The organism is Streptococcus sp. AM28-20 (assembly GCF_003603595.1).
Taxonomy (GTDB): domain Bacteria; phylum Bacillota; class Bacilli; order Lactobacillales; family Streptococcaceae; genus Streptococcus; species Streptococcus ilei.
Map to the genome: position 1 here is coordinate 556,256 of NZ_QTNK01000002.1, position 24,262 is coordinate 580,517.

Consider the following 24,262-nt stretch of genomic DNA (forward strand, 5'->3'; position numbering starts at 1 on the left):
ATTAACTCCTGCTTTGACTGCTTTTAGAAGTTGCGTTTCATTCTCTTATCTTTAATGCCTGTCATTTTGAATACATTTCCCTCTGACTGTTTACCTATTCGACTGACTAGCTTTTTATTATATATCCTCGCCAACTCTTGCCCGTTATGGTTAGTATTGATGATTGTTGTTTCTCGTTTGTCAAAGACTTTGAAAAGGAAAGTTTGAATCCAGTTATTCGCTTCGATCTTCTGACTGTTCATTGTACTTTCTGTTCCTAAATCATCAATGAAAAGGAAGTCAACCTCTGTCAATAGCTTTACAGCGTCATGCTCTGTAAAATCGCTATTTTTATATTGCCAGCCAGATTGAATACGAGTGACTATCTCTGATATGCTGACAAATAACACGCTCTTAGGCTCTCCCTTGGCCTTGTAACCCTCGTTTAAAGCTCTGGCCATGGAATAAGTCAAATGACTTTTTCCCGTCCCAGAATCGCCCATAAACAGCGTATTCCCTTTCATACCGTCTAGGTATTGTTTAGCTTGATTGATAGCGAACTCCTTGGCCTTATGTTCCTCTTTTGTCTCTACCTTGAAAGTGCTAAAAGAGGCCTCTCTCAGCTCATTTGACACAGTACTTTCACGCGCTAGCACATCATAGGTTGAATAGTCCAGATTATGCCCTAAGGCTTTTTCTATGCCCTCTATCTCTGTCTTTTTAATATCCTCCCTAGTACATTCCATGCAGTAGGGAGATGTATAACCATCTGGCTTTTTAAATTGTACAAGGTTAATCTGATGAGTTGGACAAAACTCATCAGTGACCTTTATTTTTTCATTGAGCTGGTCTGCATTCAGTAATTCCATTTCTTCCCCTCTCCGTCAGTAGGTAAACGGGTCTTGAATATCATTGTCAGACTGACCTTGTTTCTTTTGCCGAAACTGTCTCTGTTCGTCTTCGACTTGTACCATGGTTCTAATACCGTTATTTCTCCAGTTCTTGAGTATTGAATTGATATAGCTAAAAGATCGCTTGCTGTTATCTGCCGCCTTGTCTATGGCTGTCTTGATAACCTCTAGCTCCATACCGTCAAGAGTGAGATAGTCGGTCAATATCTGGTACTGTTGTCCGTCTATAACCCCTATGCGCTTTTGGTAGTGACTAGAAATTTCAGTAGCAGAGTTTTTTTTATCTATCTCTTCTTCTAACTCTATCTCTATCTCTGTTGGACACGAGTTGGATTTTTTCCTTTTATTTTGGACAGTGTCCAATTTAGCTTGTTTTCTCTGTTCTCTTTTATAACCCGCCCAGTTTGTTTCACTTTCTATCATGGCTTTGGCTTGGAGTAGTTCAGCGTTTTTATCTCCATCTACTTGGATCAGACCGCATTTTGTAAAATAGGCCATAGTCATTCTGATATCATCTTCGGACACATCTAACTTTAAAGCCAATTCTTCGGTCAGTTCATTAAAGTACCCCTCATAGTACAGAATACAGTCACTTTCTAAACTTTCCAGCATTAAGCGGATATATATCACTGTCATAGTATAACCGCCTGGCGTGTTTTTAAGTCGCTTGATAAAAATATTGTCAAAAAACTTTTTATCAACTTTTAGCCAAAAATATATTTTAGTCTTTGCCATTTTCCACCCCCAAAAACTTACAAATGTCAGAAACTCTATAATAGATCTTCCTAGTATCTTCTAGTGGGGGTTGGTATCGTCTTAGCCCTGCACTCTCCCACTTTTGGAGTGTCTTATATTTTATATCTAACTCGTCCATGGCTTCCTGGGCTGAAATTAAACCCGTTAAACGTGGTTTGACTGTATCACGCGCCCCCAAGTAATTCTCCACAAGCTCCAGAACGCCATGAGCTAGCTCCTGCTCACTCTCTTTACTGAGACTAAACATATTCATTATCTCCTTTCAGTAATGGCTTATAACTCTCTAAATCAGCGTTTAAAAGGACGGTTAGACGTTTCTGCTCCTCTTGTACTTGGTTATAGAATGCCTTTGCACCGTCCGATAGCTCTTCCTGATTGGCTGGGATAAAATACCCTCTAAAAGCTCCATTACGTACACCGACGATAGGAACACCGTAGCGCGTAATCAGACGGCTGATGATATCCTGTACGGTTCTTTCTGATAACTTGGTGATTAGGCTAATTTCTGCCCCTGTAATTGAGTTCTCAGCTCCTACTTTAATTAATTTTAATACTCGCTTGTCATTTACGGTTAGATTCATTCATTTCCCCCTTACCAGCTTTATTTACAAAGGTTATTTGCCCGCTTGCTACCCCTTGCAAAATAGCTTTTTGATTTTCTATGATTGTATCCAAGGTTGTACAAATAACTCCTTTAGTTTCTTTATCTAAAAGCTGATCAGTTAACAATCCCCTAACTACAGCTAACCTTGTCATATCACTCAAACAAACATTTAGAAAAATCTCCTTAGTAAAATATGGCTTATCTGGCACTTCTTCAGGGTTAGGATATATTTTTAGGACGCTGTTTGAACCGTGTTCATTCATGTTATTTAAACCTGTTACTGTCATAACCTTAACCTCATTTCTTATCTTTAGCCATTTTATAAAGTACGCTATCTTCTTCAGTTTCTAACTTAGCAAAGTCTTGCTTTATCAATTCTAAAACATAATCACTTATCATCTTGTAGGTCACTTTTGGATTTATACTTTTCATTGTCTTATAAACAACTTGTTCTAATATCGAATATCGGGTATTTGAAAAAGGGGCTAATTTTTGAAATTGCTTCTTGATAGATACTCTATAATCAAAGAAATTTAACAGTCCCATTAAAGCCTTTACGTTATATGTTATAAAATTAATATGACTTTCCGTTTCTTTTTCCCAAGTTCTTGACTCAGCGCCTGTTGAAATTACCAAAAGTTCTATTTCCTCAAGAATACTTTTGTATTTTTGTTCTAATTCAGAATAGCTTTCACCACCGTCAAAAGTGTAGTCTTGGCGAAGTCGCTCCAATCGCTCAGCATGCCGGTATAAAGCAGTTCCAGATAGTTCTTCAACTTCTAGTGTTACATTTGGTACTACCATTTTTTATTACTCCAATTCTTTACAATATAATTCAATGACACCAGTTTAAAGAGTTAGCGCTCTCTGTATGGTCAAAGTGTCCTAAATATGCTATAATCTAGGTATAAATCTTTACTAAAACCTCTTTAATAATAGCTTGCCTGCTTTTTGTTAAATTCGTTTTAGTGTTAGTGTGAAAGGCTTTGCGGTGTGGTTATTGCTAAGCCTTTTTTGTTGCGATCACGCGCTTTCTAGGCGTGTTTTTTTATTTTTGAATACCATGGACTTAATTTCCTGATAGCTCATATTCAAGTCAATCATGGCTATTACCATGTCCTCGAATACCTGGTATTGTTCCAGTTCGTCGCTGGTCAAGCTATCAATGCCATTGTATCCCCCACGTTCTTCCACTAACTGCCTAGCGTTCCTGTCGGTCACTGCCTTTAGTAGTAAGTTGTTCATGGTGCTGTGCGCGTGCTTGGGTGCATTAGTCCATGTCTCTATACTGTCATGCAGTGTTTTTCTTTTTGGCTTTTCTAGCGCCCTTTGCATACGAAAATTAGAAAGCTCCTCACGCATTTCAAAGAATGCTTTGACTAGGTTTGTTTTGAAGTTGGCCACTTGCTCAGTATTCTTTAAGAAAGTAACTAACAAGGTCGCTTGTTGCTCATTCAAGATATAGTCCTTGGTATTCTGGCCACTTTCCATAGCTTGGATTTTAAATCCAACCTTTCCGAACTGTTCAAACCTTGCTTGATGTTTGCGGATCGTTTTAGTTATTGTATGATGTTGCAATCCTGTGCACTCTGCAACAATACTACTTAATGTATACGGCTCTTTTTTGCCGTCCATGTATACTAGTTCCATTGGTCAGCTCCTTTCTAATCTTCGGCTTTTAAAAAATCGTCTACGGTTACGCCTAAATACTCAGCTACTTTTTGCAAAGTCTCAATATCTGGACGCTTAGTGCGTTCATAATACAAAGCAGTTAATGCACTTTTAGAAATACCAGTAGCCTTATGCACGTCTGAAACTTTTTTGCGTTGCTTCGCTAAAAGAACACGCATATTGTTTTTCATGTCATATCTCCTTTCTACTAAAGTACGCAAGTTATTTGCGTTATATAAAATATTATAACGCTATTTCTTTGCGCGGTCAAGTGATATTTCTGGCAAAGACGTAAATTTTTTGCGTGGTTCAAAAAAATGTGTTATAGTCTATTGTGAAAGGTAGTGGAAGTATGAATAGACTAAAAGAATTACGACGACAAAAAAAACAAACTCAAAAAGAGCTTGGTCTTGAATTAGAGATTCCTCTGCGAACTTTGCAAAGCTGGGAAAACGGAGAAAGCCAAATTAAACCAGAAAAAGCCCAACAACTAGCTGACTACTTTGGAGTAAGCGTTGGGTATCTGTTAGGGTATATTGATGACTCGGAAATATATGATGATGAAGTGGTAATAGAACCTGAAAAGGGGATAATTTTAGCTCACTCTCTTAAACGTTCTAACAAGAAGCTCCAGGAAAAGATGTTTAAAGACTTTGTTACATTTTTCCGTGACAACATTATCTTTATCAGCGATGATGAAATTTTGTCTCTATATTCTATGGTGCATGCTGCCAATCTCAATAATGCTACACCAAGAGGAAAACAGTTTACCGATTTGATTTTTTCTGATAATGACGAATCTAAACAAATAATCGATGATTACTCATTAGTTTTCGGCAATGAGTTTGCTAGAAATGATTTAGAGGAGCAAATACACGGTTATATCTATGATGAAACCAGAACCAAAGAAAAGACCGAAAAACTCTTGAAAGTCTTGCAATCAGCATATGGCGAACGCGACTACCTAGATTAGTAAGGTTACCATTGGTCAAGGGTAAAGCATATCATATATAGAGAAAATTAAAAAGCGACCTATAGCATATCACGCGCCACAAAGTCTAAAACATAAAATCGGCGCTTTCGGCTCCCCTAAAAGAGCAATATAGACAGAAGCGCGTGATTTCTCTATTTATCCTAACTTCTTTTTATTTATTACTTTTAATGTTTAGACGGTATATTTTTATAGGTTAAATAAAAAAAGAATATTAATAAATCAACTATTTTGTTTATTATGAACAATAATTTTTTATACAATTATTGACAAAAATAGCATTTTGTCAATAAAAAAAAAACGTAAAGGAGTCATAATTGACAAAAAAGTATTTTTGTCAGTTATATAATTTACAATATGGAATATAAAAGTTTAAAAAAAATATATTACAGTAATAACAGTATCTATGAAGATGAGTATTTACAAAGATTAAATGGATATGGAACTACAAAAACTGCAATGTTTCCATACCTTATGAAGAAAGATACCTTTTCAACACATCAATATCCATTGTTCGTTGTCCCAACTTTAGAAATTCAACTTTTATCACAAAAAATTATAGAACTATCTTCAAAAATCACAGATTTAGCTAATAAATTACCTGATGTAGCACATCAACAATTTTACAATGAACAACTTTTCAACGCTATAATTTCAACAAATGAAATTGAAGGAATTGGAACAACTAGGAAAGATGTTGCTGTTGCAATAGATGCTCTTAACAAAGATAGAAAAGAAAAATTAAAACATAAGTCAACTGTTCGTATGTATTTAGATATTCTTTCAGAAGATTATCTAAACATAACAGAATTGATTCATATTAGAGAGATTTATGATGCATTAACAAGTGGAGAAATTGAAGACGAAGATCAGCTAGACGGTGAATTATTTAGAAAAGATCTTGTGTCTATTGTAAATAATAAGACAGGAAAAATAGAACATATTGCTCCAAGTAAGGAACAAACTATAAAAGAAATGTTGAAAAGTTGGCTTGATTTCATCAATACAGAAACCATTCCATTCCTTATAAAAGCAAGTTTGGCGCATTATTTTTTTGAAAATGTTCATCCTTTTTATGATGGCAACGGAAGAACTGGTCGTTACATCTTATCCAAATACCTTTCAAGAAAACTAGATAAATTTTCAGGTCTCATTATCAGCAAGAAGATCAATGAAGATAAAGCTAAATATTATAAAAGCTTTGCAGAAACTGGAGATACTCTTAACAGAGCAGATGGAACACAATTTGTACAATCTATGCTTAGTTTTATTATTAAAGGACAGTCTGAAATAATAGATACACTAGCAGAAAAACAGGAGATGCTACATTACTATCATACAAAATTACAAGAAAGTAGTTTTTCTGATATAGAAGGAACAGTATTATTTTTACTTATCCAATCTCAATTGTTTGTTTCAGATTTCGAAGCAAGCATTAATGACAATAATCTTTTAGAACTTCTAGAACATACTGAATACTCACAAAGAAGTTTAAAGAAGACAATAAAAGAATTGGAAGAAAAAAAAGTATTGATTAAAGTCGCTAAACGTCCACTAAAACACATCATAGTTGATGATTTCTTTGATTACGATAAAAAAGTTAACTTCTAATACTTTAAATTTTTAATAAATATTTGCGTTTGAACTATAAAAATCTTGATGTATTTACTAAATAAATATCAATAAATTAAAATTGTATCAACTCCACTTTAGAATGATCTAGCATGATATAAACCACAAACTAAAATCTTTTTAATAATAGCTTGCCTGCTGATGGATTAGAAAGGTTTAAATCATGAATATAACCGAAGTTATAAAAAAAGACGGTAGTAAAGTCTACCGTGCAAGTGTTTACCTAGGAGTTGACCAAGTAACAGGAAAAAAGGTAAAAACCAAAGTAACAGGTCGGACGCAAAAGGAAGTTAAGCTAAAAGCCATTCAAGAAAAGATAGGTTTTCAGAAAGACGGTTGTACTAGATTTAAAGCTAGTTCAATAGAAAACTATCAGGAATTAGCTGATCTTTGGTGGGAAAGCTACAAGCATACAGTAAAGCCCAATACAAAAATAAACGTCAAAAGAATACTTAAAAACCACGTTTTACCTCTGTTTGGTGCTTATAAACTTAATAAGCTCACTACTCCACTTATTCAAAGCATAGTCAATAACCTTGCTGACAAAACCAATAAAGGGGAAGAGGGAGCTTTTCTATACTACGATAGCATACACGCGCTTAATAAACGTATCTTACAGTATGGCGTTACTATGCAGGCGATACCGTCCAATCCTGCGCGTGATGTTGTTTTACCTCGTAACACTCAGAAAGCAAAGCGACAAAAAGTAAAACACTTTGATAATGAAGAATTAAAAAAGTTTCTTGGTTATCTCGATAATTTAGACTTAAAAAAGTTTCGTTATTGTTACGAGAATACACTTTATAAGTTCTTACTTGCTACTGGTTGTCGTATCAATGAAGCTTTAGCCCTTTCTTGGTCTGATATAGACTTAGAAAATGCAGTTGTCCATATCACAAAGACACTAAACTATAAACAAGAAACCAATAGCCCAAAATCAAAAGCAAGCTATCGGGATTTAGATATAGATCAAGCGACTGTAACAATGCTTAAAGCTTACAAGATTAGGCAAATCCAAGAAGCTTGGAAAATTGGTAAAACTGAAACCGTGGTATTCTCTGATTTTATCCATGAGTACCCTAACAATCGAACCTTACAAACTAGATTAAGAACCCACTTTAAACGGGCGAATGTAACTAATATAGGTTTTCATGGTTTCAGACATACTCACGCTAGTTTATTACTTAACTCAGGAATACCTTACAAGGAGCTTCAGCATCGTTTAGGTCATTCCACTTTATCCATGACTATGGATATTTATAGCCACCTCTCAAAAGAAAGCGCAAAAAAAGCAGTATCATTCTATGAAACTGCACTAAAAGCACTATAAGGGGAGCAAAAAGGGGAGCAAACCCAGAAGTCAACGGTTTAAGACAAAACAAAAAGCCCACTGTTGTAGGCTTTCTGCAAGTTTTTTCTTAAAATTAAAGCATTTTGTTGTAGAATTCAACCACAAGTGCTTCGTTGATTTCTGGGTTGATTTCATCGCGTTCTGGCAAGCGAGTCAATGAACCTTCCAATTTTTCAGCATCGAATGATACGAATGCTGGACGTCCAAGAGTTGCTTCAACAGCTTCAAGGATAGCTGGAACTTTAGCTGATTTTTCGCGAACTGAGATCACTTGACCTGGAGTTACACGGTATGAAGGGATATCAACGCGTTTTCCGTCAACAAGGATGTGACCGTGGTTAACGAATTGACGAGCTTGACGACGAGTAGTCGCAAGTCCAAGACGGTAAACAACGTTATCCAAACGACGTTCCAAAAGAAGCATGAAGTTGAAACCGACAGTTCCTTCTTTGATCTTAGTAGCTTGTACGAACAAGTTACGGAATTGTTTTTCACCAAGTCCGTAAGAGAAACGAAGTTTTTGTTTTTCAGCTAATTGCAAACCGTATTCTGACAATTTTGAACGGTTGTTTGGTCCATGTTGACCTGGTACGTAGTTACGACGTGCCAATTCTTTACCTGTACCTGTAAGTGACAAGCCAAGACGGCGAGATTGTTTCCAAGATGGTCCTGTATAACGTGACATATGAAATGTCCTCCTATAAAAATAATTTTTTGTAGGAAATAACGTTTTAGACAAACCTGATTCGTTCAGAAAGCCTTCGCCCAAACAGCAAAGGTTACTTTTCTAGCTGGCTTCCTGTTGACGAGCTTCATTTTGTCCTGCTGTCATTTCGCACAAATTCTATTATACCACCAATACCAGTCCTTGTAAAGTTGCTTTCTCGTTTTTTTGTATTTCTTTCTATAAGTGAAAAGTAAAATGGGCGCTTCTAGCTAGCGACTTTCTAAATCGCTAATTTCTGACTTCGATTATCATGTATTTCCTTTTCTATCCTCTCATTTTTATTTTGTTTACATGAATCTTTACAACTTTTTTACAACTTGTCAAGCATGATTGTTTTAACAGTCTCCCAAATAACCCTATTGTAGCAAGATTAAGAACAAAAGCCTTTAAAAGATTCCCTGTCTATTATTGACATATTTGATTGTAAAATTGACAGCTTTGTCAATATTTTTACATAACTATAACGATCATATAATTAAAAAAACCATCTCCGAGAAGAGACGGTTGAAATTTGTAGCTCACCCTAACCAAATTAGTCTAAGTAATGAATCAGATTTTTCTCAGTTAAAATATCTGAGTAAGTGTAAGATTCGACATAGGTTGTTGCTGGTTCACCAGGTAAACTATTTTCATTTGTGTATTCAATAATAAACAAAGAAGGATAGACTTCAATTAATCGACCAAACTTATTTTTTTGACGTTTACGGCCATTTTCCAAGGTCATTTCTACAATTTGACCTTCATGAGCCTTGATTTCTTCTTTGATTTTTTTCATTTTTGCTACATCAGTAAATGCATCACTCATCCATTATTCCTCTACTCTCTTTGATATGCTGGAGAATTTATTATATTCCTTTTGGAAGATTAACTCCACTGTTCCACGCGCACCCGAACGGTTTTTTTCAATAATGACTTCAACCTTATTATTCGGCATGCCTTCTTCTTCCTCACCCGCACGTTCATAATAGTCATCTCGATATAGAAAGGCAACAATATCTGCATCCTGCTCGATGGATCCTGACTCACGAATATCGGATAGAACCGGACGTTTATCTTGTCGTTGTTCGACTCCCCGAGATAGCTGACTGAGGGCAATCACAGGAACCTTTAATTCTTTCGCCAAAATTTTTAATTGACGAGAGATTTCTGAGACTTCCTGTTGACGGTTTTCACGTCCAGTCCCAGTAATCAACTGCAAGTAGTCGATGAGGATTAGACCGAGATTACCGGTCTCTTGTGCTAATTTCCTAGAACGAGACCGAATTTCTGTAATCCGAATACCGGGAGTATCATCTATATAAATGCTTGCATTGGCTAGATTTCCTTGTGCAATTGCATATTTTCGCCACTCATCGTCTGTCAGCTGACCAGTACGAATGGAATGGGATTCAATCAAGCCCTCTGCTGCCAACATCCGGTCTACCAAACTTTCAGCACCCATTTCCAGCGAGAAAATAGCAACTGTTTTATCCAACTTGGTTCCGATATTTTGAGCAATGTTTAGAGCAAAGGCAGTTTTACCAACCGCTGGACGAGCTGCAAGAATAATCAACTCTTCTTCATGAAGACCTGTTGTCATATGATCAAGATCTCGATACCCCGTTGCAATCCCAGTAATATCCGTTGTCTGCAAAGACCGAGTTTCAAGACTTCCAAAGTTGATATTTAAGATATCCTTAATATTCTTGAAACCACTCCGATTAGTCTTTTCACTAACATCAATCAGAGCTTTTTCTGCACCTGCAATAATCTCATCCGACGGACTAGCTCCATCATATGCTTGATTTATACTCTCCGTTAAACGAGCAATCAAGCGTCTTAGCACCGCTTTTTCAGAAACAATCTTTGCGTAATATTCCGCATTGGCTGAGGTTGGAACAGAGTTGATGACTTCGGCTAGATACGAGAGACCACCGATATTTTGTAAATCCCCTTGACTATCTAGAATATTGCGAACTGTAGTCGCATCAATAGCATCTCCCCTGTCTGCAAGGTCAATCATCGCCTTAAAAATTAACCGATGGGCATATTTAAAGAAATCTGCTGGCTCAATAAACTCACGAACAAAAACCAGTTTTCCCTCATCGATAAAGATGGCTCCTAAGACAGATTGCTCTGCTTGGATATCTTGAGGCTGGGTTCTTAATTCTTCTATCTCAGCCATAGTCATTCCTTTCTAACGATTTACTTAACCTTCATTTACTCGAATTTGGATAACACCTGTAATATCCTGATAAATTTTAACAGGCACATCAATCAAGCCAACAGAGCGAATTGGAGAAGCCACTTGAATGTGACGCTTATCGATTTTGATTCCAAATTGTTTTTGTAGTTCTTCTGCAATTTTTTTATTGGTAATAGAACCAAATGTACGTCCATCAGGACCAATTTTTTCTGTAAATTGGACAACGGTCGTTTCTTCTGCTAATTTTGCTTGAATTTTTTTCGCTTCTGCGACTAGTTCCGCATGGGCTTTTTCTTCAGATTTTTGCTTACCACGAAGCTCCCCAATCGCTTGGGCGTTGGCTTCCTTGGCTAAATTCTTTTTAATCAAAAAGTTTTGAGCATAACCTGTTGGGACTTCTTTAATTTCCCCTTTTTTTCCTTTTCCTTTTACATCTGCTAAAAAGATAACTTTCATTCTTCTTCCTCCTTATCCTTTTGGACCTCTTCTCGAATACAGTCAATCAACTGGGCACGAACCTGATCTATTGTTACATCTGACAATTGAGAGGCCGCAGAATTAAAGTGGCCTCCGCCTCCCATTTGCTCCATAATCTTTTGCACATTAACCTTGCTTCTGCTTCGAGCTGAAATGGAAATGCTTCCTTGTTCATTCAGAGCAATAACAAAGGTAGCTTCAATTTTGGACATGGCCAACATACTATCCGCTGCTTTACTAATGGTGACTGTCCCATAAGGAACATCTTCTGCTCCCGTTGCCACAATAATATGTGGGAAGACCATTTGACCATTTAGGATCAATTCATTTACTTCGCGGTACTCATCGAAGTTAATAGCTGAAATTTCCTGGATGAGGACACTATCACTGCCTCGGCTTCGCAAATAACTAGCTACATCAAATGTACGACTTGTCACACGAACTGAGAAATTCTTGGTATCCAACATAATACCTGCCATCAGAACACTGGCTTGAATCTTATTCAAGCGGTTCTTCTTAGAATTCTGGAACTGAAGCAATTCAGTAACCAACTCACTCGCACTACTTGCACCACTTTCAATATAAGTGATCATGGCATTTTCAGGGAAGTCTTCATCCCGTCTATGGTGATCAATGACAATGACTTGGGAAAACTTCTCATACAAATCATTTGAAAGCGTAAGAGCTGTCTTCGAATGGTCCACCATAATCAAAAGGGATTGATCGGTTACCATCCTTAAAGCATCTGAAACCGTTAATAGTTTAGTCGCTCCATCAGATTGAATTTTTTCAACCGCTCGTTTGATATCCTGAGCCATGGACGTATCATCATAAACTGCATAAGAGCGTTCGTTGATATTGTATGCAAATAATTGCATCCCAATCGATGCTCCTAAAGCATCCATGTCTAATTTTTTGTGGCCAACAACAAATACCTGATCAACCGATTTAATTTTTTCAGAAATAGCTGTCATCATAGCACGAGTTCGCGTACGAGTGCGCTTGATAGAAGAAGCTGTCCCACCTCCAAAGAAAATAGGATCCTTACCTTCTTCTCTTTCTTTCACAACCGCTTGATCGCCTCCTCGAACTTCAGCTAAGTTTAGATTCGATAAAGCAACTCTACCAATTTGATCATGATTGCCGTCCCCGTATGAGAATCCCATACTTACCGTAATTGGTAATTCACGATTTTTTGCTTCCTCACGGAATTGGTCAATAATAGAAAATTTGGATTCTATTAATTGTTCAAGGACCGTATAGTCGGTAAAGAGATAAAAACGATCCATCCCAACTCTTCGGTAAAACATATGGTATTTTTCAGAGAATTCTTCAACAAAGTTTGCAATAAATCCATTGATGCTACTGATATCTGAATCAGACACAACATCTTCTAAGTCATCATAGTTGTCTACAGACATAATCCCGATAACCGGTCTAGTGGTAACAAGACCGACGTTGGCTTCGTACTCGCTTGAAGCATCAAAAAAATAAACGACACTAGCTTGGGAATCCAGATAAACCGAATATTTTTTATCCCCAATGGTTGCGTAATGGCCTTTCCCCTCAAATGGAATTGCCAAAACTTGTTGCAGGTATTCCACATCAAATTGTCCATCCTCAGTGGAGAAAATCAACTCCGCATAGGGATTAAACCACTCGACTTCATTGGTTTCACCGTTTACCTTAATCACACCAACTGGCATTTTATCTAGTAGCGAGGCCAATCCATTTTCAGCCTGATGATTAACATATTGAATTTGTTCTAACTCATCTAACTCTACTTGCTTTAATTGATGAAGAAAAAGATAGATGACACCGGAAAGGATCAACAGAATCACAAATAAATTTGCAATTGTGCCACCCATTAATCTGGAACTGATGGCTAATATAATAAATGCTAACAAACCTACCATACAATAATGGATAGGAGTCATACGAAATTTTTTCATCATAAACCTCTGTTGGGCCATTATACCATAAAATATAAGAAAAAGCGAGGCCAGTCAAGCCTTTCCGCCAAACAAATGGCTAAGATGGATCATGGATTGATTGATCACTTGTCTAACACTGTAAAGAATCTTTACACCATTGTAAACAAACTATAAAACGAGAAAAGAAGTAGCTCTTCAGCCACTTCCTTCACATATTTACATCCTCATCAAGTTAGGATTCTTTTTCTTGGTTTTTCGAAATACTCCGACTCTTGCCTTCAAGATAAACCATCAAGATAGAAATATCAGCTGGGTTGACACCTGAAATCCGACTAGCTTGACCAATGGTCTCTGGATTAATCAGTTTGAACTTTTGACGAGCTTCTGTTGCGATGGAGTCAATATCATCCCAGTCAATATTGGCAGGAATTCGTTTTTCTTCCATTCGTTTCATCTTTTCAACCTGGTCTAAAGCTTTTGAGATATATCCCTCATACTTAATTTCTGTTTCAATCAGTTCGATGATCTTATCATCTAACTCTTCCGCAGCAGGTCCGATAAAGTTGACAACATCTTGATAGGATACCTCTGGTCGACGTAAAAATTCTTTGGCAGTAACTGCATCTGTTAATGGTTTGAAGCCAAGTGCTGTAACTTTTTCATTGGTTTCCTTTACAGGTTTTAACTTGATACTGTCAAGACGTTTCATCTCATTTTCAAACTGATACTTCTTGGTTTCAAAACGGTTCCAACGTTCATCGTCAACCAAACCAACCTCGCGCCCAATTTCTGTCAAGCGCATATCTGCGTTATCATGACGAAGAATCAAGCGATACTCAGCACGACTAGTTAACAACCGATATGGTTCGACTGTTCCTTTGGTCACCAAGTCATCAATCATGACCCCGATATAGCCATCACTCCGTTTCAAAATGAGTTCTGGTTTCCCTTGAATTTTCAGAGCCGCATTAATCCCTGCTACAATTCCTTGGCCAGCAGCTTCCTCGTAGCCAGATGTTCCATTAGTTTGGCCCGCTGTAAAGAGACCTGATATTTTCTTTGTTTCTAAAGTTGCTCGTAACTGATGTGGAAGAACCATATCGTACTCAATTGCATAACCGGTACGCATCATCTCAGCATTTTCTAGCCCCTTAATTGAATGAACTAGTTCTCTTTGCACGTCTTCTGGTAAACTGGTTGACAAGCCTTGGACATATACTTCTTCTGTATTGCGTCCTTCTGGTTCTAGGAAAAGTTGGTGACGTTCCTTGTCAGCAAAGCGAACAATCTTATCTTCAATAGATGGACAATAACGAGGACCAACACCCTTTACAACACCTGTAAACATAGGGGCCCGGTGTAAATTGCTGTTGATAATCTCATGGCTTTGACTATTGGTATAGGTGAGCCAACAAGGGATTTGATCCTTTAAATAATCCTCGTCACGCGAATTGTAAGAAAAGTGATTTGGATTTTCATCACCAGGTTGAATTTCCGTTTCTTCATAATTGATTGACGATGCCTTGACACGAGGAGGCGTTCCTGTTTTGAAACGACCAATTTCAAGTCCTAGGTCTCTTAAATTATCAGCCAGTTTAATCGAAGCAAGGCTGTGATTTGGTCCTGACGAATACTTGAGATCCCCGATAATAATTTCTCCTCTGAGAGCTGTCCCTGTCGTGACAATAACAGCCTTGGCTCCATAGGCTTGATGAGTCGCTGTTACAACTCCTCTGACCTTCCCGTCTTCGACGATGATCTCATCAATAACTGATTGGCGAAGAGTCAGATTTTCTTGGTTCTCAACCGTCTTACGCATTTCCTTAGAATAAAGTTCCTTATCCGCTTGGGCACGAAGCGCACGGACTGCTGGACCCTTTCCTGTATTCAACATCTTCATTTGAATGTAGGACTTGTCAATATTCTTGGCCATCTCTCCACCGAGGGCATCTACCTCACGGACCACAATCCCTTTTGCAGAACCACCAATCGAAGGATTACAAGGCAAAAACGCCAACATTTCTATATTGATGGTTGCAAGTAGAACTTTACAACCCATCCGGCTCGCAGCAAGTGAGGCTTCTACACCCGCATGTCCTGCTCCGATTACAATAATATCGTATTCTTCTATAAAATTATAAGTCATCTTTTCTCCTATTTCTCCAGCTGTATGTGTTGTAATTGTCCGTTCCAATCTGGTAAGGCCGTTTTTAAAAATGCCGGCTTCAGGTCAACAGTAGATAAGGCCTCTATAGCAAGCCACCGGCAAGGTAAGGACTTTGTATCTTCCTGCATGGTTAAAGGGGCATCTTCCAGCAAGTCCACCAAATAATGAAATTCAATATTATGGTAGTGGATTCCAGCTTGATTAAAGCGATTTTCAACAATGAAAGCTAGCTGACCAGCTCTAGAAGCAACGCCAAGTTCTTCTTTGACTTCCCGAACCACAGCATCTTCTGTAGCTTCATTCACTTGAAGAGCGCCACCGATTGTATAGAAACCATCCTTGTCTTCTATAACTAACAATCGACCATTTTCTACAATTAAAGCAGTTGCTCTCACACCAAAAACCGTCTGATTCAACTTGGTCCGAAAATCCTGTTCTTGCATGTTACTTCCTTTCGAAACGACACAAAAATAGTCAAAACTCTGAGAAGTGCAGGACAAAAAAGCCTGCAACATCCATGAGCTTTGACCATCATTTCTATTGCTTTTCTTATTGTAGCAAATTGAGAAAATTTGTCAATTTAAATATACTGACAAACTTCTCCATCCCGGTAAGCATTGTCAATCAAACCACCTCCGAGACACTCTTCACCATCGTAAAAGACAACAGCCTGACCTGGTGTAATGGCCCGTTGAGGTTCTGCAAAAATAACCTCAGCCTTGTCACCCTTGACATGAACCGTCACTTTGGAATCTGGCTGGCGATAGCGGAACTTGGCTGTACACTCTAGTGTAAACTCTTCTGGCATATCTCGTGTAAAGTGAACTTGACTAGCTTGTAAACTTGTTGACATGAGTGCTTCATGATAGAAGCCTTGACCGACATAAAGAATATTTTGACTCAGATCTTTACCAACTACAAACCATGGGGCATTGTCCCCACCTTGTTGACCACCAATTCCAAGACCACCCCGTTGACCGATTGTGTAATACATCAAACCAGCATGTTCGCCCATATCACGTCCATCTACAGTCATCATTCGGCCTGGCTGGGCAGGGAGGTAGTTACTGAGAAACTCTTTAAAATTCTTTTCACCGATAAAGCAGATCCCAGTGGAATCTTTCTTTTTAGCTGTTGCCAATCCAGCCTCTTCTGCCAAACGGCGAACCTCAGGCTTTTCCAAATGTCCCAATGGGAACATGGTTTTTTGAAGTTGCTCCTGAGACAACTGGCTTAAGAAATAAGTTTGATCCTTCCCATTGTCAACGCCACGTAGCATATGAACAATGCCGTCCTCATCTCGTGCCACGCGCGCATAATGCCCTGTCGCTACATAATCGGCACCGAGAGTCATGGCATAATCTAAGAAGGCCTTAAATTTGATTTCCTTGTTACACATGACATCCGGATTTGGTGTACGGCCTGCACGGTATTCTTCAAGGAAGTATTCAAAGACGCGATCCCAGTATTCTTTCTCAAAGTTGACAGAATAGTAAGGAATGCCAATTTGGTCTGCAACTGCTGCTACATCTTTGTAATCTTCCGTAGCTGTACAGACCCCATTTTCGTCTGTGTCGTCCCAGTTTTTCATGAAGATGCCAATGACATCGTAACCCTGTTGCTTTAACAACAAAGCCGTTACAGATGAATCGACACCACCACTCATTCCAACAACAACACGTGTGTTCGAGTTATCACTCATAGATTTCTCCCATCTTTTCGTTTCTCACGATTGAAGGTCGTGGTTTGCTTCAACGATTGAAGGTCGTTTTGAGCATTATCAATTGTAACACGCTTTATAGTAGAAAACAAGCATCTTGCCATTCTTCTTATTTACTATTTTATCTACGTTTACAGCTCTGTAAATCAAAAAAAAGTCCAATTGCTGAACTCTTTCATGTACTTTAATACCAACCATTGGTCAACCAGAAGTTTTTAGCTGCAGACCATGATCCATAGCGGTTAACGACATATTGATTGGCTACTTTCTCCTGATTTTCAGGTGATAAATCTCCATTTAAATACGTGATTGTTAACTGATATCGACCATAATATTGGCCATTTTGTGCTGTATAACTGCCGCTTGATTCTTTCTGAGCAATCCATTCTTTAGCCGCAGCATCCTCTGCACTCAAGCCATTTGATGCAGAACCCGTCGTTGTTGCTTGTGTAGTGTCAACTTTACTGGTGGTAGCTTGCTCAGTTGTCTGTTTAGTTGAGCTAGTTTCTTCAATCTCAAGAACTTGTCCAACTGTAATGAGATTTACATTGCTAATCTTATTTTTCTTAGCAATTTCATCAACAGTGGTGTTCTTTTCCTTAGCGATAGCAGATAAGGTATCCCCTGACTTTACAGTGTAAGATTCTGCACTGGCGAGGACAGGAATAAACATTCCTGATAATAAGCTAAGTTCGATAACACGTTTTACAAACATTTTTTTATTCATGGTTTTACACTCCTTTTCTGTATGCTCTCTATCTTACAGAAGAAATGTTTCGGAAATTTTATGAAATCACGTCAAATGTTTCAACAATGTGTTAGCGAGAATAAATAACACCTCAAATAAACTAGTTTTAAGTATCTTTTAAGTTTAAAACAAAATTTCCCTCTCAAATAGGAGAAAACAAGACCTAGATTTGTTATAATGAAAGAAAAGAAACCCTAAGGAGCAGACTGATGAATTCGCTTAAATTCCAATCCGTATTTGATATTATTGGACCAGTTATGATTGGACCTTCTAGTAGCCATACTGCTGGAGCCGTTCGTATTGGAAAAATTGTCTCTTCTATTTTTGGAGAGGATCCGACAGAAGTTGAATTTCAGTTGTTTAATTCCTTTGCCAAAACCTATCGCGGTCACGGAACAGATTTGGCCCTTGTAGCTGGTATTTTAGGCATGGACACAGATGATCCAAGAATTCCCAATAGTCTTGAAATTGCACATGAAAGAGGAATTCGAATCGTTTGGTCTATTCAAAAGGAGAGTAATGCTCCTCATCCAAATACGACGACCATCACGGTAAAAAATGAGCATAAAACTATCTCCGTCACAGGAATTTCTATTGGTGGGGGGAATATTCAGGTAACTGAGTTAAATGGCTTCGCAATTTCACTGAACATGAACACCCCAACTATTATTATCGTTCACCAAGACGTTCCTGGGATGATTGCCCATGTTACAGAAGCCCTTTCCCGCTATGATATCAATATCGCCCAAATGAACGTAACCCGCGAAAAAGCTGGTGAAAAGGCTATTATGATCATTGAAGTAGATTCTCGAAATTGTGACGAAGCGATTGAATTAATCCGTCAAATTCCCCATTTACACAATGTGAATTTCTTTCAATAAGGAGACCCCATGTTTTATTCAATTACAGAACTAGTTGAGCAAGCGACCCTCCACTATGAAGGAAATGTCGCAGAATTAATGATTGCTACCGAGTTTGAACTAACTGGCCGTGAGCGAGAAGAAGTTCTGACTCTTATGACACGTAATCTTGAGGTGATGAAAGAATCTGTCCACTTAGGCCTCAATGATCAGCTTTCTCGAAGTGGCTTGACAGGAGGAGATGCTGCAAAACTAGATCGCTATATTCAATCTGGAAAAGCCCTCTCTGACTATACTGTCCTAACTGCAGCCAAAAATGCTATCGCTGTCAACGAACACAATGCAAAAATGGGCTTGGTCTGTGCTACTCCAACAGCCGGATCGGCCGGTTGTTTACCCGCTGTTCTCACTTCAGCGATTGAGAAACTCCATTTAGATGAACACCAACAATTGGAATTCTTATTAGCGGCTGGAGCCTTTGGTCTGGTTATTGCCAACAATGCATCGATTTCTGGAGCCGAGGGAGGTTGTCAAGCAGAGGTTGGGTCAGCATCTGCTATGAGCGCAGCAGCTTTAACGCTAGCAGCGGGAGGAAGTCCCTACCAAGCTAGCCAGGCTATTTGTTTCGTCATTAAAAATATGCTAGGCCTGATTTGTGATCCTGTTGCAGGACTAGTTGAGGTTCCTTGTGTCAAACGAAACGCTATGGGAGCGAGTTATGCATATATTGCGGCAGATATGGCCCTGGCAGGAATTGAATCCAAAATACCTGTTGATGAAGTCATCGATGCTATGTATCAGGTCGGATCAAGTCTACCAACTGCCTTTAGAGAAACTGCTGAAGGTGGTCTGGCAACTACTCCAACTGGGAAACGACTACAACAAGAAATTTTCGGAGAGTAATCTATGAAGTATATATTTTTCGACTTGGATGGGACCTTAGTCGATAGTTCCGAAGGTATCGAGACCACCTTTCTACACACTTTTAACCTGCTGGGGGTTCCTGCACCTGATAAAGAGACTATTCGAACCTTTATGGGCCCTCCACTCGAGGTTACATTTACAAACCATGTTCCAAAAGAACTTGTTACAAAAGCTGTAGAAATCTATCGCACCTATTACAAAGAAACCGGCCAACAGCAAACCTACCTCTACCCAGGTATCAAAGAACTCCTTCATCAATTAAAGGAATTGGGTTTCCACTTATTCATCACCACCTCTAAAAATCAGGAAGTGAGTCTTGAAATAGCCCATTTACTAGGAATTAGTGATTACTTTGAAGGGATTTATGGTTCTATCCCTGGATCCATGCACAAAGCTGATATCATTCAGCGTGTACTGTTGGATCATGAAATTCCAAAAGATGAGGCTTGTATCGTTGGGGATACTAAATTTGATATCATTGGAGGAAAAACCATTGGCATTCATACAATTGCAGTCAGTTGGGGTTTTGCTCCTCTAAATCAATTAAAAGAGGAAAGTCCTGATACCATCATAGATTCTCCCCTAGATTTACTCACTCATTTAAGTTGATAAAAGAGGTTTACAAAATTGTAAACCTCTTTTTTGTATAAAATCACGCTTGGGTAAGACTACACATCGGTCATCAAGGTTGACGAATACTATCGTACCTCTTTACAACTCTTTCCCGCACTTGTCAAGATAAGAAACAAAATAAAAAGAGGGTTCCCCCTCTTTTTTAGTATCCCCAAGCTGAAAGTCCTTGGTTTGAATAGGCATTATAAGCTGCTTGGATTTGATCATCAACTGTAGCAGTTGAACCCCAACCTGGCATTGTTTGGAAAAGACCACTAGCCCCAGATGGGTTTGCTGCGTTCACTTGACCATTTGATTCGCGGGCAATAATTGCTTCCCAAGTTGATGCAGGAACCCCTGTCATTTCAGCCATTCGAGCTGCTGCATAAGATCCAGTTTCTCCAGCAGTATTTCCATTTGCAAGTACAATCCCATTTCCAGAATTCGTAACAACTGGTGCCGCATTATAAGTAGCATTAGTTGTTGTTTCTGCTGCAACTTGATTTGTAGAAGCTCCAGCTACTGGTTCCTGACTTGCTTTGGCAGTATTTACTTTGTTGATCAATGAGTTTGAACGTTCACCCAACTCAATAATTTGACCAGCATGGATCAAATCTTGATTGCTGATTTGATTCAATTCAACAAGCTTTTCGATAGTAGTGTTATTCTTAATCGCAATTTCTGATAAAGTATCACCATTTTTTACTTCGTATGTTTCAGCATTCACTACCACACCAGTAACAAAAAGTGAAAGAGCTGAGATAATAGAAGTTAATGTCCATTGGACTTTTTTTGTGTTCATCAATACATTCTCCTTTCGAACATAATACTATCTTACACATTAAATGTTACAGTTAGTTATATTTTATGTTACAAAGGTTACAAAAACATGTATTTTTCATGCAAAAAACGCTATAAATAGCGTTTTTCTTCATCTTTTTAGAAAAAACACCCTATATGTAGTGGTGGTATTCTAATATTTTAACCAAAAAATGATAGCACCAACTGCCACTATAGATAGAATAGCTATACTATCTAAGGCTTGCCATTTTAACTGCCTGTATCGGCTTCTTCCCTCTCCACTTTTATAACCTCTTGCTTCCATGGCAATTGCAAGAGCATCTGCACGTTTAAAACTTGATGCAAACAAGGGAATTAAAATCGGTATAAAAGAGCGGATTTTCTGAAGGAGATTTCCTTCTCCAAAATCAACCCCTCTAGCTCTCTGTGCATTCATAATGCGAATTGTATCATCCATCAGAGTGGGAACAAAACGGAGGCTCATAGACAACATGAGCCCAATTTCATGAGCAGGAACTTTGATCATTTTAAAAGGAGTTAACAATTTTTCTACTGCATCTGCTAAGCTTAAGGGTGTGGTTGTCAGCGTTAAAATCGTTGAAAATACAACAATGAGAATAAAACGACAAAAGATCACACCAGCTTGCGCAAGACCTTTATCCGTTACAGTCAAAAAATAAAATTGAAATAAAGTCTTACCACCAGTCGTCGCAAACAACTGAAAGAGGGTGGTGAATGCGATGATAAAGACCATAGATTTCAAGCCATTAATAAAAAAACGAAAGGGGATTTTAGCAATCAAAATCAAAGCAAGGGCAAATAAAAATAACAGGGCATTTGTCATCACATTATTAGCCCAAAACAAAATAACAATTAATAAGAAAAGTCCCAGTAACTTTGCTCTTGGATCCATACGATGGAGAATGGAATTACCTGGTACATATCGTCCTAAAATCATACTATTCATGTCCAATTAACTCCTTAAACTCCTGTAAAGTGATTGGTAAAATTGGCAAAGATAGTCCTTTTTGACGTAAACGCCAAGCAAATTTCGTCACTTTAGGTACACCTAATTGAATATTTTCTAACCCTTCTACATCCTGAAATACGTCCCTTGGGTGCCCAGACCTCACAATTCGTCCTTTTTCCAAAACATAAACAAGATTTGCGTATTCTGCCACATCTTCCATAGAATGACTAACAAGAACGATGGTCATGCCAGCTTGATGAAGTGACGCAAATAGCTTCATTAATTCCCGTCTGCCTGAGGGATCCAAGCCAGCTGTCGGCTCATCCAGTACCAAGATTTCAGGTTCCATCGCTAAAATGCCTGCAATAGCAACCCGTCTCATTTGTCCTCCAGATAATTCAAAGGGACTCCGTTCAAACAACTCTTCAGAAAGACCGACTAAAGTCAATTTCTCCTTGGCAATGCTTTCAGCTGACTCTTGGTCTACTCCAAAATTTTGAGGACCAAAAGCGACATCTTTTACCACAGTCTCAGCAAAAAGTTGACTTTCTGGAAATTGAAAAACAAGACCAACTTTCTTCCGAAGGTTCTTTAACTCTTTTTGAGAGGACTCAGAATCAATGTGTAAATCATTCATTTGCACTTCCCCTCGACTAGGTAAAAGCAGACCATTTAATAATTGGAGAATGGTTGATTTTCCACTTCCAGTATGCCCAATTAGAGCTGTATAAGAACCGCTTGGGATTTCCATATTCACATCAAAAAGAGCCGCTCCTTCAAATGGAGTTCCTTCTTGATAGGTATAACTAAGCTGTTTTAAAGCAATTCCCATAATAGTTTTTCTAGCTCTCCTTCAGTCTGATAGGTTTCTCCGACTGGAAAACCTTTTTGATGTAAAATGCTTCGCAATCGATTCGCGAAAGGTTCTTCTAGTCCAATTTCATCTAAATCATCTCGAGAAAAGAGTTCTCTTGGAGTCAGATCCAAGGTCGCTTTCCCTTTTTCAAAGAGAATAACCCGATCACTTAGGGAAACTTCCTCTAAATCATGGGTAATAGAAATAACCGTTAAACCGTATCGTTCTTTAACTTCTCGAACCGTACGAATCAGTTCCAAGCGTCCTTCAGGATCCAACATGCTGGTCGCTTCATCCAAAATAATGATTTTAGGTCGTAAAGCAATAATTCCTGCAATCGCCACCCGTTGCTTTTGTCCACCGGATAACCTAGCTGGTTCTCGATCCTTAAACTCATCCATGCGAACCATTTTCAAAGCTTCATCTACTCGTTGAACCATCTCATCTCTTGGAATCCCTTGATTTTCCAATCCAAACGCCACATCATCTTCTACAGTAGCTCCAACAAATTGGTTATCCGGATTCTGAAAAACCATACCAATCTCACTACGTTTATCCCAAACGTTTTCAGGAGTTAGCAAATCTCCAGAGATATAGATTTCACCCGATTCAGGTTCCAACAAACCATCAATCAAACGAACCACTGTTGATTTACCACTTCCGTTATGTCCGATAATGGATAACCATTCACCATGTTTCACGTGAAACGAAATATCATTTAACTGATGGTTCTCATCTGTTTTTTGGTATTTAAATGTAAGATTTCGAACTTCTATAATATTATTCATTTATCTAAAGGTATCTTTAAAGAGGTAGGCACTGCCTTTAAAGTATTCATATCCAGAGTAGACTGTAAAGATTAGCGCAACATAAAGCGTCAATTTGCCCAATAAATCCCAATGAAAGAGAAGGAAAATAATGGAAAACATTTGTGAGAAGGTTTTAATTTTTCCAGGCATAGCTGCTGGCAAAACAACTCCTCCTGTTTCAACCAATAACAGACGGAGGCCAGTAACAGCTAATTCACGGCAAATAATAACTGCCGTAATCCAAGCCGGAACCATCCTTAATTCAATCATCATGATAAAGGCAGACATGACAAGAAGCTTATCAGCCATGGGATCTGCAAATTTTCCAAAGTTACTAACAACTTCCCATTTACGAGCTAGATAACCGTCTAAATAATCGGTTATACTTGCAACCGCAAATACGATAGCTGCTGCTACATGCCAGCCATAACTTTTGCCAAATATTAGCATCAAAATAAAAATGGGAATAAACACAATTCGAATCAGTGTTAAGGCATTAGGAATATTTTCTTTTTTCATTCTAGTCTCCTTACTAGTTTACATAATAGTTTACATCTAATTGACAAAGCCGACCTCG

28 protein-coding genes are annotated in these 24,262 nt (G+C 38.3%); 6 read left to right on the forward strand and 22 right to left on the reverse strand.

Translation table 11 applies throughout. The features are described from left to right. Nucleotides 1-23: 23 nt before the first annotated feature. The 8 genes from DW738_RS07675 to DW738_RS07710 form a co-directional block, all read right to left on the reverse strand. Nucleotides 24-848 (reverse strand): ATP-binding protein, encoded by an 825-nt coding sequence (locus DW738_RS07675; RefSeq protein ID WP_123160734.1) that lies wholly within the window; start codon nt 846-848, stop codon nt 24-26. Nucleotides 849-863: 15 nt separating this feature from the next. After that, nucleotides 864-1,625, reverse strand: a complete 762-nt coding sequence (locus tag DW738_RS07680) for a DnaD domain protein (protein WP_123160735.1) — start codon at nt 1,623-1,625, stop codon at nt 864-866. Beyond that, nucleotides 1,612-1,893, reverse strand: coding sequence for an XRE family transcriptional regulator (locus DW738_RS07685; protein WP_123160736.1), 282 nt, complete (start codon nt 1,891-1,893; stop codon nt 1,612-1,614). The genes DW738_RS07680 and DW738_RS07685 overlap by 14 nt, the downstream gene beginning before the upstream one ends. Next, nucleotides 1,886-2,227: an HTH domain-containing protein gene (locus tag DW738_RS07690; RefSeq protein ID WP_123160737.1), complete on the reverse strand. Its 342-nt coding sequence runs from the start codon at nt 2,225-2,227 to the stop codon at nt 1,886-1,888. The genes DW738_RS07685 and DW738_RS07690 overlap by 8 nt, the downstream gene beginning before the upstream one ends. After that, nucleotides 2,208-2,537 (reverse strand): hypothetical protein, encoded by a 330-nt coding sequence (locus DW738_RS07695; RefSeq protein ID WP_243634258.1) that lies wholly within the window; start codon nt 2,535-2,537, stop codon nt 2,208-2,210. The genes DW738_RS07690 and DW738_RS07695 overlap by 20 nt, the downstream gene beginning before the upstream one ends. Before the next feature lie 10 nt (nt 2,538-2,547). Then, the gene (locus DW738_RS07700) at nt 2,548-3,054 is read right to left on the reverse strand and encodes a hypothetical protein (protein ID WP_123160738.1); all 507 of its coding nucleotides are present in this window, start codon (nt 3,052-3,054) and stop codon (nt 2,548-2,550) included. Between the two features lie 219 nt (nt 3,055-3,273). Next, nucleotides 3,274-3,900 carry a Rha family transcriptional regulator gene (locus tag DW738_RS07705; RefSeq protein ID WP_123160739.1) on the reverse strand — a complete coding sequence of 209 codons (627 nt, stop codon included), beginning with the start codon at nt 3,898-3,900 and terminating at the stop codon, nt 3,274-3,276. Nucleotides 3,901-3,914: 14 nt separating this feature from the next. Next, entirely contained in the window at nt 3,915-4,112 is a 198-nt protein-coding gene (locus tag DW738_RS07710) for a helix-turn-helix transcriptional regulator (RefSeq protein ID WP_123160740.1), read from the reverse strand. Nucleotides 4,113-4,273: 161 nt separating this feature from the next. Between DW738_RS07710 and DW738_RS07715 the strand changes: the two genes are divergently transcribed. The 3 genes from DW738_RS07715 (at nt 4,274) to DW738_RS07725 (ending at nt 7,874) form a co-directional block, all read left to right on the forward strand. Then, entirely contained in the window at nt 4,274-4,894 is a 621-nt protein-coding gene (locus tag DW738_RS07715; RefSeq protein WP_123160741.1) for a helix-turn-helix transcriptional regulator, read from the forward strand. A 477-nt stretch (nt 4,895-5,371) separates the two neighbouring features. After that, nucleotides 5,372-6,523 (forward strand): Fic family protein, encoded by a 1,152-nt coding sequence (locus tag DW738_RS07720; protein WP_123160767.1) that lies wholly within the window; start codon nt 5,372-5,374, stop codon nt 6,521-6,523. Nucleotides 6,524-6,707: 184 nt separating this feature from the next. Next, a complete protein-coding gene (locus DW738_RS07725) occupies nt 6,708-7,874 on the forward strand; it encodes a site-specific integrase (protein ID WP_123160742.1) in 1,167 nt (388 codons plus the stop codon). A gap of 94 nt (nt 7,875-7,968) precedes the next feature. Here the strand turns inward: DW738_RS07725 and rpsD are convergent, their stop codons facing one another. The 9 genes from rpsD to DW738_RS07770 form a co-directional block, all read right to left on the reverse strand. Beyond that, the gene (gene rpsD, locus DW738_RS07730) at nt 7,969-8,580 is read right to left on the reverse strand and encodes a 30S ribosomal protein S4 (protein WP_003009175.1); all 612 of its coding nucleotides are present in this window, start codon (nt 8,578-8,580) and stop codon (nt 7,969-7,971) included. Between the two features lie 574 nt (nt 8,581-9,154). Then, a complete protein-coding gene (locus tag DW738_RS07735) occupies nt 9,155-9,427 on the reverse strand; it encodes a Veg family protein (protein ID WP_006595358.1) in 273 nt (90 codons plus the stop codon). Nucleotides 9,428-9,430: 3 nt separating this feature from the next. Further along, complete coding sequence (gene dnaB / locus DW738_RS07740; protein WP_023024763.1) at nt 9,431-10,786, reverse strand: replicative DNA helicase; 1,356 nt, start codon at nt 10,784-10,786, stop codon at nt 9,431-9,433. Between the two features lie 24 nt (nt 10,787-10,810). Continuing rightward, the gene (rplI, locus tag DW738_RS07745) at nt 10,811-11,263 is read right to left on the reverse strand and encodes a 50S ribosomal protein L9 (protein WP_023024764.1); all 453 of its coding nucleotides are present in this window, start codon (nt 11,261-11,263) and stop codon (nt 10,811-10,813) included. Next, nucleotides 11,260-13,257, reverse strand: a complete 1,998-nt coding sequence (locus DW738_RS07750) for a DHH family phosphoesterase (RefSeq protein WP_165851230.1) — start codon at nt 13,255-13,257, stop codon at nt 11,260-11,262. The genes rplI and DW738_RS07750 overlap by 4 nt, the downstream gene beginning before the upstream one ends. Nucleotides 13,258-13,450: 193 nt before the next feature. Continuing rightward, entirely contained in the window at nt 13,451-15,364 is a 1,914-nt protein-coding gene (mnmG, locus tag DW738_RS07755) for a tRNA uridine-5-carboxymethylaminomethyl(34) synthesis enzyme MnmG (protein WP_023027415.1), read from the reverse strand. 8 nt (nt 15,365-15,372) lie between these two features. Beyond that, the gene (locus tag DW738_RS07760) at nt 15,373-15,828 is read right to left on the reverse strand and encodes an NUDIX hydrolase (protein WP_123159939.1); all 456 of its coding nucleotides are present in this window, start codon (nt 15,826-15,828) and stop codon (nt 15,373-15,375) included. A 137-nt stretch (nt 15,829-15,965) separates the two neighbouring features. After that, nucleotides 15,966-17,087 carry a tRNA 2-thiouridine(34) synthase MnmA gene (mnmA, locus tag DW738_RS07765; protein ID WP_123160743.1) on the reverse strand — a complete coding sequence of 374 codons (1,122 nt, stop codon included), beginning with the start codon at nt 17,085-17,087 and terminating at the stop codon, nt 15,966-15,968. A 202-nt stretch (nt 17,088-17,289) separates the two neighbouring features. Further along, nucleotides 17,290-17,832, reverse strand: a complete 543-nt coding sequence (locus DW738_RS07770) for a LysM peptidoglycan-binding domain-containing protein (protein WP_023027418.1) — start codon at nt 17,830-17,832, stop codon at nt 17,290-17,292. A 230-nt stretch (nt 17,833-18,062) separates the two neighbouring features. Between DW738_RS07770 and sdaAB the strand changes: the two genes are divergently transcribed. The 3 genes from sdaAB to DW738_RS07785 are packed head-to-tail and all read left to right on the forward strand — an operon-like array spanning nt 18,063 to nt 20,246. After that, nucleotides 18,063-18,734, forward strand: coding sequence for an L-serine ammonia-lyase, iron-sulfur-dependent subunit beta (gene sdaAB, locus DW738_RS07775; RefSeq protein ID WP_023024775.1), 672 nt, complete (start codon nt 18,063-18,065; stop codon nt 18,732-18,734). A gap of 9 nt (nt 18,735-18,743) precedes the next feature. Beyond that, nucleotides 18,744-19,616, forward strand: a complete 873-nt coding sequence (gene sdaAA, locus DW738_RS07780; protein ID WP_023024777.1) for an L-serine ammonia-lyase, iron-sulfur-dependent, subunit alpha — start codon at nt 18,744-18,746, stop codon at nt 19,614-19,616. 3 nt (nt 19,617-19,619) lie between these two features. Then, nucleotides 19,620-20,246, forward strand: a complete 627-nt coding sequence (locus tag DW738_RS07785; RefSeq protein WP_023027419.1) for an HAD hydrolase-like protein — start codon at nt 19,620-19,622, stop codon at nt 20,244-20,246. Nucleotides 20,247-20,412: 166 nt separating this feature from the next. On the opposite strand, the gene DW738_RS07790 is transcribed toward DW738_RS07785, so the two are convergent. The 5 genes from DW738_RS07790 to pgsA form a co-directional block, all read right to left on the reverse strand. Further along, nucleotides 20,413-21,051 (reverse strand): LysM peptidoglycan-binding domain-containing protein, encoded by a 639-nt coding sequence (locus tag DW738_RS07790; protein WP_123159942.1) that lies wholly within the window; start codon nt 21,049-21,051, stop codon nt 20,413-20,415. 171 nt (nt 21,052-21,222) lie between these two features. Continuing rightward, on the reverse strand, nt 21,223-22,017 hold the full coding sequence (locus tag DW738_RS07795; RefSeq protein ID WP_023027421.1) for an energy-coupling factor transporter transmembrane protein EcfT: 795 nt from the start codon (nt 22,015-22,017) through the stop codon (nt 21,223-21,225). Continuing rightward, the gene (locus DW738_RS07800; protein ID WP_023024785.1) at nt 22,010-22,852 is read right to left on the reverse strand and encodes an energy-coupling factor transporter ATPase; all 843 of its coding nucleotides are present in this window, start codon (nt 22,850-22,852) and stop codon (nt 22,010-22,012) included. Before DW738_RS07800 ends, DW738_RS07795 begins: the two co-directional genes overlap by 8 nt. Beyond that, the gene (locus DW738_RS07805; protein ID WP_023024787.1) at nt 22,837-23,664 is read right to left on the reverse strand and encodes an energy-coupling factor ABC transporter ATP-binding protein; all 828 of its coding nucleotides are present in this window, start codon (nt 23,662-23,664) and stop codon (nt 22,837-22,839) included. Before DW738_RS07805 ends, DW738_RS07800 begins: the two co-directional genes overlap by 16 nt. Beyond that, nucleotides 23,665-24,204: a CDP-diacylglycerol--glycerol-3-phosphate 3-phosphatidyltransferase gene (gene pgsA / locus DW738_RS07810; protein WP_120701446.1), complete on the reverse strand. Its 540-nt coding sequence runs from the start codon at nt 24,202-24,204 to the stop codon at nt 23,665-23,667. Nucleotides 24,205-24,262: the final 58 nt, after the last annotated feature.

Excerpts from the sequence above, each read along its gene's own strand:
- DW738_RS07675 (WP_123160734.1), bottom strand. The coding sequence starts at position 848 with ATGGAATTACTGAATGCAGACCAGCTCAATGAAAAAATAAAGGTCACT.
- DW738_RS07680 (WP_123160735.1), bottom strand. The coding sequence starts at position 1,625 with ATGGCAAAGACTAAAATATATTTTTGGCTAAAAGTTGATAAAAAGTTT.
- DW738_RS07685 (WP_123160736.1), bottom strand. The coding sequence starts at position 1,893 with ATGTTTAGTCTCAGTAAAGAGAGTGAGCAGGAGCTAGCTCATGGCGTT.
- DW738_RS07690 (WP_123160737.1), bottom strand. The coding sequence starts at position 2,227 with ATGAATCTAACCGTAAATGACAAGCGAGTATTAAAATTAATTAAAGTA.
- DW738_RS07695 (WP_243634258.1), bottom strand. The coding sequence starts at position 2,537 with ATGACAGTAACAGGTTTAAATAACATGAATGAACACGGTTCAAACAGC.
- DW738_RS07700 (WP_123160738.1), bottom strand. The coding sequence starts at position 3,054 with ATGGTAGTACCAAATGTAACACTAGAAGTTGAAGAACTATCTGGAACT.
- DW738_RS07705 (WP_123160739.1), bottom strand. The coding sequence starts at position 3,900 with ATGGAACTAGTATACATGGACGGCAAAAAAGAGCCGTATACATTAAGT.
- DW738_RS07710 (WP_123160740.1), bottom strand. The coding sequence starts at position 4,112 with ATGAAAAACAATATGCGTGTTCTTTTAGCGAAGCAACGCAAAAAAGTT.
- DW738_RS07715 (WP_123160741.1), top strand. The coding sequence starts at position 4,274 with ATGAATAGACTAAAAGAATTACGACGACAAAAAAAACAAACTCAAAAA.
- DW738_RS07720 (WP_123160767.1), top strand. The coding sequence starts at position 5,372 with ATGTTTCCATACCTTATGAAGAAAGATACCTTTTCAACACATCAATAT.
- DW738_RS07725 (WP_123160742.1), top strand. The coding sequence starts at position 6,708 with ATGAATATAACCGAAGTTATAAAAAAAGACGGTAGTAAAGTCTACCGT.
- rpsD (WP_003009175.1), bottom strand. The coding sequence starts at position 8,580 with ATGTCACGTTATACAGGACCATCTTGGAAACAATCTCGCCGTCTTGGC.
- DW738_RS07735 (WP_006595358.1), bottom strand. The coding sequence starts at position 9,427 with ATGAGTGATGCATTTACTGATGTAGCAAAAATGAAAAAAATCAAAGAA.
- dnaB (WP_023024763.1), bottom strand. The coding sequence starts at position 10,786 with ATGGCTGAGATAGAAGAATTAAGAACCCAGCCTCAAGATATCCAAGCA.
- rplI (WP_023024764.1), bottom strand. The coding sequence starts at position 11,263 with ATGAAAGTTATCTTTTTAGCAGATGTAAAAGGAAAAGGAAAAAAAGGG.
- DW738_RS07750 (WP_165851230.1), bottom strand. The coding sequence starts at position 13,257 with ATGGCCCAACAGAGGTTTATGATGAAAAAATTTCGTATGACTCCTATC.
- mnmG (WP_023027415.1), bottom strand. The coding sequence starts at position 15,364 with ATGACTTATAATTTTATAGAAGAATACGATATTATTGTAATCGGAGCA.
- DW738_RS07760 (WP_123159939.1), bottom strand. The coding sequence starts at position 15,828 with ATGCAAGAACAGGATTTTCGGACCAAGTTGAATCAGACGGTTTTTGGT.
- mnmA (WP_123160743.1), bottom strand. The coding sequence starts at position 17,087 with ATGAGTGATAACTCGAACACACGTGTTGTTGTTGGAATGAGTGGTGGT.
- DW738_RS07770 (WP_023027418.1), bottom strand. The coding sequence starts at position 17,832 with ATGAATAAAAAAATGTTTGTAAAACGTGTTATCGAACTTAGCTTATTA.
- sdaAB (WP_023024775.1), top strand. The coding sequence starts at position 18,063 with ATGAATTCGCTTAAATTCCAATCCGTATTTGATATTATTGGACCAGTT.
- sdaAA (WP_023024777.1), top strand. The coding sequence starts at position 18,744 with ATGTTTTATTCAATTACAGAACTAGTTGAGCAAGCGACCCTCCACTAT.
- DW738_RS07785 (WP_023027419.1), top strand. The coding sequence starts at position 19,620 with ATGAAGTATATATTTTTCGACTTGGATGGGACCTTAGTCGATAGTTCC.
- DW738_RS07790 (WP_123159942.1), bottom strand. The coding sequence starts at position 21,051 with ATGAACACAAAAAAAGTCCAATGGACATTAACTTCTATTATCTCAGCT.
- DW738_RS07795 (WP_023027421.1), bottom strand. The coding sequence starts at position 22,017 with ATGAATAGTATGATTTTAGGACGATATGTACCAGGTAATTCCATTCTC.
- DW738_RS07800 (WP_023024785.1), bottom strand. The coding sequence starts at position 22,852 with ATGGGAATTGCTTTAAAACAGCTTAGTTATACCTATCAAGAAGGAACT.
- DW738_RS07805 (WP_023024787.1), bottom strand. The coding sequence starts at position 23,664 with ATGAATAATATTATAGAAGTTCGAAATCTTACATTTAAATACCAAAAA.
- pgsA (WP_120701446.1), bottom strand. The coding sequence starts at position 24,204 with ATGAAAAAAGAAAATATTCCTAATGCCTTAACACTGATTCGAATTGTG.